Here is a 9544-nt window from a genome sequence, read left to right as displayed (position 1 = left end):
GGAAGAAAGAAGAAATATGATTTCGAAGTATTGAGAAAACTAGTTGAGATATGGGAGATCCTGGACTTTCCTTGCGGCAAGAGATTCAAAGCGATTATTGAAGAGGCGATAGAGAATCTGATCAAGAATGGTCATTTGTCTTTGAGGGAAGAAGTTAAGCAGAAGCTTTTGGAAATAAGTTCCTCTACAATGGATAGACTTCTTCGAAGTGAAAGGAAGAAGATGGAACTGAAGGGTAGGTCACATACAAAACCCGGTACTCTCTTGAAGAAACACATAAGCGATATGCATCACCTTCCGGTTCTTATACACCCAAATCCTTAAAGAGGTCTATTGTGAAACACAACTAGATGAGCGAGGTAACTCTGTTCTTGCCGTTCCTCTTTGACTCGTAAAGAGCCTTATCCACCCTTCGAAGTAATCTGTCGTAATCGCTCTCGCCATCAAGAAGCGTGGAAACTCCAATGCTTATGCTCAATTTCCCGCATTCTTTCGGTTCAAGGGAATTGAGGCCAGAGCGTAGTTTCTCCGCCACTTTCATCGCACCCTCTAGATCCGTATTTGTAACCAATACCAGAAACTCGTCGCCTCCCCATCTTCCCAGATGGTCGCAACTCCTGATATTTGACTGAACGAAAGAACACATCTCCTTGAGAGCTTCGTCGCCGGCCAGGTGACCGGAGTTATCGTTAATAGTCTTGAGATTATCGAGATCAAGCATAAGCAAAGAAAGCGGAATTCCATATCTCTTAGATCGATCCGTTTCAGTCTTCAACAGCTCATCGAGTGAGTATCTATTCATGACACCGGTAAGCATATCAGTAGTTGCAAGTTTCTTGTACTTCTCCTGGCTCTCGCGGAGAGCCTCTTCAATCTGTTTAGTGGGAGAAATATCAATGTGAGTTCCAAGAATACGGGTGGCCCTTCCGTTCTTGTCTCTCTCTGCAGCTTCTCCCCTATCGTGAACCCAGATCCACTCACCACTCTTTGAAAGCATCCTGTACTCTACTTCGAAGTGATCTGTCTCTCCACTATAGCATCTGTCCATCTCCTCAAGTGAAGGCAGAAGATCTTCAGGATGAACAAGCTCCTTCCACTTCTGGAAAGCAATAACCGGTTCGCCCGTAGAATAACCCATAATCTGATAGTACCTATCGTTTATGGATAGCTCTCCTTCTTTGATTCTGAAGTCCCAGAGACCAACATTCCCACCTTTCACAGCAAGCGCAAGCCTCTCCTCACTCTGGCGCAACGCATCTTCGACTCTCTTCCTCTCCGTTATTTCGGTCAACAAAACGACGCTACCTCTTGTCTTTCCACCTTTGCTGAAGATTGTCGTCTTTCTGGAATCTACTATCTTCTCTCCCACCTCTAGATCGGACTTCGATAGATCGGAACCAAGAAAGCTCACAATGGGCTCGATACCTTTGAAAGCGTCACTGAAATGTAGTCCGATGGAGCTTTCACTTTCCACACCAAACATCGAGCAGGCCATAGGATTTATATCGGCGACTGTTCCTCTATCGTCAGTAATAATCACACCGTCAGGCAGACTTTCGAAAACCGTCTCTTTGGCAACGGGTCGTATGTCAAATAACCTGTACCTCATAACACCTAGCGCCATAAACACCCCGGCAATAGTGAAGGCAATCGGAGTCATGTCGAGATATCCGAAATCGACAAATCCAAAGAGGTAATTTAGATTCACGAGTACCGGGAAAAAAGTCCCAAGCAGAATCATCTTCAGCTGACCCTTATAAGGCCCTCTCGAAAGAATATATTGCTGAGCAATTAAGATTAAGCTCAAAAGAAGCAGTACATAACTGTAAGAGATTCCGAACCAGAAAAGCGGACCATGGACAAGTCTCTGTACTGGAAAGGATGCACTGAGATCCAGTTCGCTGACTGAATAATAGAGCCAGTGAACCTCATTCGTCCACATCGATACAAGCACCGCCACCGGGACAGCAAAGAGCAAAGAGATCCTTCTCCAGGTGAACCACTCTCTTTTGTCGAGAATTGCCATCGAGAAAAGAAAGAGAAAAACCGGCGTGCATACTATTCCAGGATATGAGATCTTGTTGAGAAGCCTCATTGTTTCCAGGTCATGCCCGAGCAATTCAAACGCATAAAAGAATGCCCACCATGCAATCGAGAACATCAAGAGGCTTAGAATCCCGGCTTCAAGAATCCCTCTCCGCCTCGAAAACAGTATAGCCATTACAAAGCATACACCCGCTGCAAGAAACGTCAAAAAAGCATAAGTATTCATTTCAAACACTCCAATAGATCACTTCAAACAATTATATACTGAGCCCTTATTCAAAAGTCATAGATCCTCTCATTCCAACTTGCGAATAGTCAGTTGCAAGACTTTGAACAAGCCGGTCACGATTTTGGGGAAAAGCCGCTCTTTTGCTGTGCGCTGAACGCTGTGAAGAGCAGTTCTAGATTGAACGATCGATAAGATAGAGAGAAGATGAGAAAGAGCATTGTCGAGACATTCGCTGCGCTCACGAGAAGGTGAAAGAAAAGCCAGTCACCTTCGGTGGCCAGTTCCGACTTCGTCGGCTGAACAAAAAAACGAGAAAGAGCGTTGTCGAGAGGTTCGCTTTGCTCACGAGAGAAGAGAGAGAGAAAAAAACTAGAAGAACATCAAACCGATTTCGTGCGGCCAGTTCCGGCTGCACCAAGCTAAGAACCGTCGTTTGTGGTACGTGGTTGGTGGTTGGTCAAGAACAAAGAGCTAGAGCCCCCTATAAATCAAAGAGTAACGAAATCCAGTTTGCCCTGAACAGGAGACCCCAAACAGGTACATATTGGGGCAAGCTTTTCAGGGCAGGTTCTATGGGATGACATGAGGGGAAAATTTCAGAGCGAAACGAATTTGGCGCTTCCTTTCTTGTATGCTCTTACCAACAACCAACAACCAAGAACCGCTCTTGCTAGGAGCACAACGGGATGACAACCTTTTCGTGCTTTGGATCATCCTGGCGCGCTTCCGGTAAGGATCTGCATCCTCTCACAATATGATCTTGACCAAGAACGAGGAACAGATCCTCGCTCTGGAACGAAGAACAGATTTTTTTCTCTCTTGGACGGTCAACTAAGGACGTCTCTTCAAAGCCCAAATCTAGTCCCTATTTAGCAAGAAGCTACTCTTTTACGGGCGGTGCATCTTTCTCCTTATTTAGAGCGTCGATCAGTTCATCAACCAGTTTGGGATTAATTGTGATTCCCTTTTTCGTCGGCTTGTAGTCGCCTTCATCATCCTGATAGTAGATCCTGAGATCCAGGAATTCGTGGCCTTTAAACTCTCTCTTCGAGACTCGAACTATCTCAGTGTCATTTCTCTTTATGTCTGTCAAACTCTTCACTCCTTTCAATTTTTATCTTTCCCTTTATATCACACTCGAACAACTTAGGCTATCCCGCTTTTGAAAGTCAGTGTTAGAATCAATTTACAAGTGGGAAGGTGGTAGATTTCTGTGGTGGATTTGATCATGATAGGTGCCGGTAACAGGGGATACTTTGCATATGGAGAGGCGCTAAGGTCTATAGATGGATCTCGGGTCGTCGCTGTGGCCGAACCCGATCAATTAAGAAGAGAGAGATTTGCAAAGAGGCATAGTATAGGCACCAAGGATTCTGTCGCAGATTGGCAGGTTCTTCTTTCGAGACCTAAATTCGCTGACGGTGTGATAATTGCTTCTCCGGAAACAGAACATGTGGAACCCGCCATACAAGCGCTTGCAAGAGGTTACTTCGTTCTTTTAGAGAAACCTATCTCTGTCGGGCTCGAAGGTATAGAATCTTTAGCAGACTTGGGTGCAGATACCTCCAGGCTATTCGTTGCTCATGTGTTGAGGTATTCCAGCTTTTTCAAGCGGCTGAAGTCTCTCCTTGATTCTGATTCAGTTGGAATGATACAGGCAGTTGAGTACACCGAGCAGGTCGCTTCCTATCACTTCGCTCACTCCTACGTAAGGGGTAACTGGAGAGACTCGACGCGTACCGGTCCCTCTATTCTCTCGAAGAGTTGTCACGATATGGATATTCTCACCTGGCTCCTTTCTTCGAAGGCTCTCTCGGTAATATCTAAAGGCGGACTCAAGTATTTCAGAAAGGAGAACGCACCCGAGAACTCAGCTGAACGATGTTTGGACTGCCCTCTGAACGAAACCTGTCCATATTCCGCTGTTACGCAATACTTATCAGACAATGTCGACTGGCCTGTGAACACTATCGGAAACGACATGTCTTTTGAGAGTCGCAGAGAGATTCTGCGTACGAGCAGTTACGGAAGATGCGTTTTCAGAAGCGATAACAGTGTCGCAGATTACCAGAATGTGCTTATCTCGTTTGATGACGGGGTCGATGCTTTCTTCTCGATGAATGCATTCACAAGCGCGAAGACAAGGAAGATCCTTGTCAGTGGTAGCCATGGCGAGATAACCGGCGATTTTGAAAGAGACAGTATAGAAGTCAAGCTCTTTTCAGGCGACCACAAGACTTATCTTGCTACCCACGATGGCTCGAGGCACGGAGGCGGCGATAGTGAAATAGTAAAGAGTTTTGTGAGATACCTTGAAGGGGAAGCAGGGTCCTTATCCACTACATTCGAAGACTCACTTCAGAGCCATTTAATGTGCTGGGCCGCAGAGAAGTCCAGGCTCATGGGAGGTACACCAATTGATCCCTGGAGTCTTATAAATCTATGAATTCTCACCGGTAAGCTCTACAAAGACGTCTTCCAAAGAGGGTCTTTTATGTTCGATATCTATAACTTCAAGCTTCATTTGCAGGATCCTGGGAAGAATATCCTCAATAGTGCATCCCTGCTGGAAGTTGATCTTCACAACTCCATTCAATCTACTTTCACTAAGATAGCCATCAATTCCTTTCAGCGAAATCGAAGGCGTGCCATTTATAGTAACGATAACTTGATCCTTGTTGAGAGAGGATCGGATGTCTTCAATTCTTCCGCTAGAGACAAGTTTGCCTTTATGCATGATGCCTACTGACTTCGCGATGTGCTCTGCTTCACTCATAATGTGTGTTGTAAGCACGATAGTTACCCCTGATTCGTTAAGCTCTTTCACCATATTCCTGATTGTTCTTGTTGACTGTGGATCTAAACCGAGAGTGGGCTCGTCCATGAAGAGTATCGACGGCTCGTGAAGCAGTGCCCTCACGAAGTTCACTCTTTGCTTCATCCCCGTCGAAAAGATTCTTACGGGCTTGTCTTTCCAGTCAGACATTCCCACCTTCTCGAGAAGAAGATGGATTCGCTCAACGGCCGACTTTCTATCCATTCTCAGCATTGAAGCAAAGAAGAGCAGATTCTCAAATGGAGAGAGACGGTCGTAAAGAATCACTCTCTCAGAAATGAGACCGACCTTCTCTCTTACCTGTTTGGCTTCGGTCTTGAGATCCATTCCCGAGACGTTTACATCGCCGGAAGTGGGTTTGATCAATCCTGTTAGAATTCTAATGAGAGTCGACTTCCCAGCCCCATTTGGTCCAAGAAGACAGAAAAGGTCGCCTTGATCTATCGAAAGCGCCACGTCATCAAGCGCTCTGAACGAACCATACTCTTTCACCAGATTCGATGTAACAATTGCAGCCACGAATAACCACCTCATCAAATATTCTACTACATTTCCTGTATATGGCTCTTGAAGTTGTGCTGTGTTGAACCACATAATACCACTGCAGTCTAAATGTTAGCCTAGATCTTTGACAAGTTACTGGGAGTGAATTATTTTGATGCGATCCTCCGTTCGCGCTACCTCGACTCTGTACTATTGACGGCATCCTTAAAATCTGATATATTTAGATTCGTGAACGGGGAGTAGCGCAGTTGGAAGCGCGCCTGTCTTGGGCACAGGAGGTCGCAGGTTCAAATCCTGTCTTCCCGACCAATGGTCATTAGTGCGGCTGTAGCTCAATTGGTAGAGTATCGCCCTTCCAAGGCGAATGTTGCGGGTTCGACTCCCGTCGGCCGCTCCAGCGCCCGTGGCTCAATGGATAGAGCACTGGACTTCTAATCCGGGGGTTGCAGGTTCGAGTCCTGCCGGGCGCGCCATGCAATGTTCGTGGTGGTTGTAGCTCAGTTGGAAGAGCGCCTGACTGTGGATCAGGCGGTCGCGGGTTCGAACCCCGCCAGCCACCCCACTCCTTCTTTATCTCATGCGCCCGTGGCTCAACGGATAGAGCATCGGATTTCGGCTCCGATGGTTGCGGGTTCAAATCCTGCCGGGCGCACCATCCTAAATCTCTCCCAGTAGCATGACAGGTCTCAAAGGAGGTAGCAGTCATGGAAGTCCTTAAGGTAGCAACCCACTCAAAACCAAATGCAGTCGCTGGTGCACTTGCCGGAGTACTCAGAGAGAAGGGCTTTGCGGAGATTCAGGCAATTGGAGCAGGAGCGGTGAATCAGGCAATAAAAGCGATTGCAATTGCAAGAGGGTATGTAGCTCCTAGCGGGATGGATCTCGTATGTGTTCCAATGTTTTCTGACGTTGAAATCGATGGTGAAGTGAGAACGGCAGTAAGGTTTTATGTAGAACCGAAGAAGTAACCTATAGACAAAAAGGGCCCCTAAGGGGCCCTTTATTCATTTGATCTCTGCTACCGCTACTTCGCCCGGACCCAATGACAAATGGAAATCTCCACCAACATTCCATTCAGAGTGAGCGTCGAACCCTTTGAGTCTCCAGGAGACCTTGTGTTCACTCTTCCATGTATGATAGCCAAGATCTATGTGGAAATCCTTCATGCTAGAAAAATCTCCGTTTGCTACCGTAAGCAGCCCTTTGGTGCCGTTCCAATAGAACAATCCGGCCGACTTCAAGTCATTTTCCCACATTAGTTTGAGATTGCCAGCGCTCAACAAATNNCTTTTTCTCAATGAAGAAAGGAGAGAAATGAGGTCTATCATATCTTCTTCGGCATTCCAGTGGAGCACATAAGGATCGAAGAACGCGAGCTTTCCGTAAAAGGGATCGTTGGGTGGAAGAACGTAACGGCCTTCTTCGTCGTTATCCAGGCCCAGATTCATCGGCTGAATCTCGAAAACCTCCTGTCCCGAATTTATGTAGGTGATTCCATTAGGCAGGAAGTAGTTGAGAATTGTGGCGAACCTGGAGAATTTCCTTCCATTAGGCCTGGAAGCTGCCCTCGGCGTGTCAGGCNNGGAGTCTCTATTCCTGCCAAAGTGGGCAGCCTGAGACTTGGCAGCACTTTATACACAAGCTCTTTGAACTTTCCTTCATCTATTCTCGGTTCCATCCACCATGTGTTTCCCAGAATACAGTCGTAGCCTGACTGCCTGGCCTTTTCATCGTTACCCATAACAAGCTCTTCGGCAATGATTGCAAAGGATGGGTCTCTCTCCTTTGCCTTGCGAATAATCCTGAGCTCAAGCTCCCTAGGAAGTGCGTGCCCCATATCTAGTCGAGCTCCATCTACACCGAATCTTTCGTTATAGAAGGGCATGATGTTTTCTATACTCTCCCATAGATCGGCCATCGGCTCGCTTCCGGGAAAGAAAGACGACTTGACAACATCGAATAGGACATAAGGCGGTTGATCCTCACTAACAAACTTGCGGGATTCAGTTGGATGATCCTTGTATAGTCTTAGAAAAGTTATATCGTCCCAAGTGGGCTGGTTGTCATTTATCCAGTCGGAAAAGCCCGGCGGGGTTACGAGGCCGAACTCAGAGACTAGTTCATCGAGAAAGCTTTCAGTGCCGTCGTGGCTAGCTACGAAGTCTCTCCATTTCTCGGGGTAGAGCTTCGCTGGCGAGTGGCTGAAAAGCGATAGATGCTTCTTTACGTTTTCATTGGAATATATGATGGGCAAAGTCTCAACCTTTGCCTGATCGAATCCAAGCGGTTCGATCTTCGGCGGCCTGTACTCGTCGAGTCTAGATGCGTCTATCCAATAAAACCACTCCGGGTGTTTGAGAATGAGTGCAGAATCACGGGCCGAGGTCCTGGGTATGAAATCTAGGACAACCCTCATTCCCATGACGTGAGCCGCTTCAACAAACGCCGTGAACTCTTCTTCAACATCCATATCCTCCAGCAACACATCGTGATACCGCTTGTCTATTGAAAAGAAGTCCTTCACCGAATAGGGCGAACCTAGCTCACCCTTCTTGAATTTATCACTGTAGCTCGTAACCGGCAGAAAGTAAAGAGTATCGAAGCCCATCTTCGAGAGAAAAGGCAGCATGAAGATCATCTTGAGAAACGTTCCAGATTCGGAATACTCCTGTGAATCCAGATCAGAGAAGAACTCAGGGTCGTGGTGCGAGTAAGCGGTTGTAGTTCTGACAAATGAGCCGTATATGATTGCCGAATTGATCCAGGAGTTGCCGCTCTCATTTCTGATTCTTCCGAGAGGTCTCGAGTAGTCTGTATCCTTTTCAGCCAACGCAGTAATTCTCTCAACTATACTTGAGCCATATTCATACGGATCAACGAATATGTATCGGTCTCTTAGCTTGACAGTCCCTGAATATCCTTCAGGCAGCCACTCTTTAGGAATAGAGTAATTCAGGTTACCCTTCTTGCTCTTCAGAAGCTGTTCGATCCTGTCGAGGATCACATTACCACCTCCAAAAAATAAGGGCACGACCGCCCTCTGGCGGAGGCGGTGGGACTCGANNCCACCGATTTTCGAGACCGGCTCCTTAGCCAATTAGGATACGCCTCCGTTCTGAATCGATTATATCACGGGCTGTAGCGCTGTCAATATGGTAAACTTGCACCACAGAAGGATCTCAACCAGTTTGAAACTCTTTCTCGTTCGTAATGATAATGTTACTCAGACACTCTCCTCACCCCACTACATATGATAGAATTTTGATCGCGAGCGGTTTTTTCGTGCGTGAAGCAGGTCTTAAATCCGAAAGGTACCTCGTTTCAGCACATTTTTATTGCATGAGGAGGTGGCTCTTAGTGTACGCCATCATTGAAGCCTCGGGAAGACAGTACAAAGTCGAGGAAGGCATGACTCTCTTCACCGAAAGGCAGAACGGGAAGGAAAGCGGAGACGAAATTGTCTTCGACAGAGTAATTCTCGTCCACAACGGACAGGAACCGATTGTAGGCAAGCCTTATGTGGACGGCGCAAAAGTTGTAGGCAAGGTTGTTTCTCACGGTAGAGACAAGAAGGTGCTGGTCGTAAAGTTTAGTCCCCGAAAGAACTTCGACAGAGTAAACGGTCACAGGCAGTGGTTCACAGAAGTCTCTATTGAGAAGATCGATACGGGGGTGAAATGAAATGGCCCGGAAAGGCACCGGTAGGTCGAACGGAAGAGACAGTAATCCCAACTATCTGGGGATTAAGAGAGGTGAATCTTCAGCCGTTAGGGCAGGCTCGATAATCGTAAGGCAGAGGGGAACGAAGATACACCCGGGAAACAACGTTGGACTGGGCAGAGACCACACCCTCTTCGCACTTATAGACGGCAAGGTTCACTTCGAAGAAAAAAACAACCGCAAGTACGTCAGTGTCTACAGCGAGTAAG

The 9544-nt window shown here is 46.9% G+C and carries 8 protein-coding genes, 6 tRNA genes and 1 pseudogene; 10 read left to right on the top strand and 5 right to left on the bottom strand.

Going from position 1 to position 9544, the window contains the following annotated elements; genetic code table 11:
- A pseudogene (locus B3N33_RS08980) lies at positions 1-294 on the top strand (ISNCY family transposase); the annotation flags it as partial.
- A 52-nt stretch (positions 295-346) separates the two neighbouring features.
- Here the strand turns inward: B3N33_RS08980 and B3N33_RS08975 are convergent.
- Together B3N33_RS08975 and B3N33_RS08970 are read right to left on the bottom strand one after the other, a co-directional pair.
- Positions 347-2272 (bottom strand): histidine kinase N-terminal 7TM domain-containing diguanylate cyclase, encoded by a 1926-nt coding sequence (locus tag B3N33_RS08975; RefSeq protein WP_292588572.1) that lies wholly within the window; start codon positions 2270-2272, stop codon positions 347-349.
- 883 nt (positions 2273-3155) lie between these two features.
- Positions 3156-3377 carry a transcriptional coactivator p15/PC4 family protein gene (locus tag B3N33_RS08970; RefSeq protein ID WP_292593051.1) on the bottom strand — a complete coding sequence of 74 codons (222 nt, stop codon included), beginning with the start codon at positions 3375-3377 and terminating at the stop codon, positions 3156-3158.
- A gap of 111 nt (positions 3378-3488) precedes the next feature.
- Here B3N33_RS08970 and B3N33_RS08965 point away from each other — a divergent pair, with 111 nt between their 5' ends.
- Positions 3489-4721, top strand: coding sequence for a Gfo/Idh/MocA family protein (locus B3N33_RS08965; RefSeq protein ID WP_099829469.1), 1233 nt, complete (start codon positions 3489-3491; stop codon positions 4719-4721).
- Here the strand turns inward: B3N33_RS08965 and B3N33_RS08960 are convergent.
- Positions 4716-5630 carry an ABC transporter ATP-binding protein gene (locus B3N33_RS08960; protein ID WP_099829470.1) on the bottom strand — a complete coding sequence of 305 codons (915 nt, stop codon included), beginning with the start codon at positions 5628-5630 and terminating at the stop codon, positions 4716-4718. The genes B3N33_RS08965 and B3N33_RS08960 overlap by 6 nt on opposite strands.
- A 218-nt stretch (positions 5631-5848) precedes the next feature.
- Between B3N33_RS08960 and B3N33_RS08955 the strand changes: the two genes are divergently transcribed.
- The 6 genes from B3N33_RS08955 to B3N33_RS08930 all read left to right on the top strand — a co-directional run bounded on the left by B3N33_RS08955 (position 5849) and on the right by B3N33_RS08930 (position 6583).
- Positions 5849-5924: transfer RNA gene (locus B3N33_RS08955), tRNA-Pro, on the top strand.
- A 12-nt stretch (positions 5925-5936) separates the two neighbouring features.
- Positions 5937-6012 (top strand) — tRNA-Gly (locus B3N33_RS08950).
- Positions 6013-6088 (top strand) — tRNA-Arg (locus B3N33_RS08945).
- A 13-nt stretch (positions 6089-6101) separates the two neighbouring features.
- Positions 6102-6177 (top strand) — tRNA-His (locus B3N33_RS08940).
- Positions 6178-6194: 17 nt separating this feature from the next.
- Positions 6195-6270, top strand: a tRNA-Arg gene (locus B3N33_RS08935).
- A 49-nt stretch (positions 6271-6319) separates the two neighbouring features.
- Entirely contained in the window at positions 6320-6583 is a 264-nt protein-coding gene (locus B3N33_RS08930) for a stage V sporulation protein S (protein WP_099829471.1), read from the top strand.
- A 512-nt stretch (positions 6584-7095) separates the two neighbouring features.
- Here B3N33_RS08930 and B3N33_RS08925 read toward each other — a convergent pair.
- The gene (locus B3N33_RS08925; RefSeq protein ID WP_422655904.1) at positions 7096-8223 is read right to left on the bottom strand and encodes a hypothetical protein; all 1128 of its coding nucleotides are present in this window, start codon (positions 8221-8223) and stop codon (positions 7096-7098) included.
- A 433-nt stretch (positions 8224-8656) separates the two neighbouring features.
- Positions 8657-8727, bottom strand: a tRNA-Ser gene (locus tag B3N33_RS08920).
- Between the two features lie 245 nt (positions 8728-8972).
- Between B3N33_RS08920 and rplU the strand changes: the two genes are divergently transcribed.
- Both rplU and rpmA read left to right on the top strand, forming a co-directional pair.
- Positions 8973-9296 carry a 50S ribosomal protein L21 gene (gene rplU, locus B3N33_RS08915; protein ID WP_099829473.1) on the top strand — a complete coding sequence of 108 codons (324 nt, stop codon included), beginning with the start codon at positions 8973-8975 and terminating at the stop codon, positions 9294-9296.
- A gap of 1 nt (position 9297) precedes the next feature.
- Positions 9298-9543 carry a 50S ribosomal protein L27 gene (gene rpmA, locus B3N33_RS08910; RefSeq protein WP_103134275.1) on the top strand — a complete coding sequence of 82 codons (246 nt, stop codon included), beginning with the start codon at positions 9298-9300 and terminating at the stop codon, positions 9541-9543.
- The last annotated feature ends 1 nt before the right edge of the window (position 9544 follow it).

Source organism: Mesotoga sp. UBA5825, assembly GCF_002432955.1.
GTDB lineage: Bacteria > Thermotogota > Thermotogae > Petrotogales > Kosmotogaceae > Mesotoga.
Note: the sequence above shows the minus strand (reverse complement) of the source record. Positions and strands in the feature narration are given on the sequence as shown.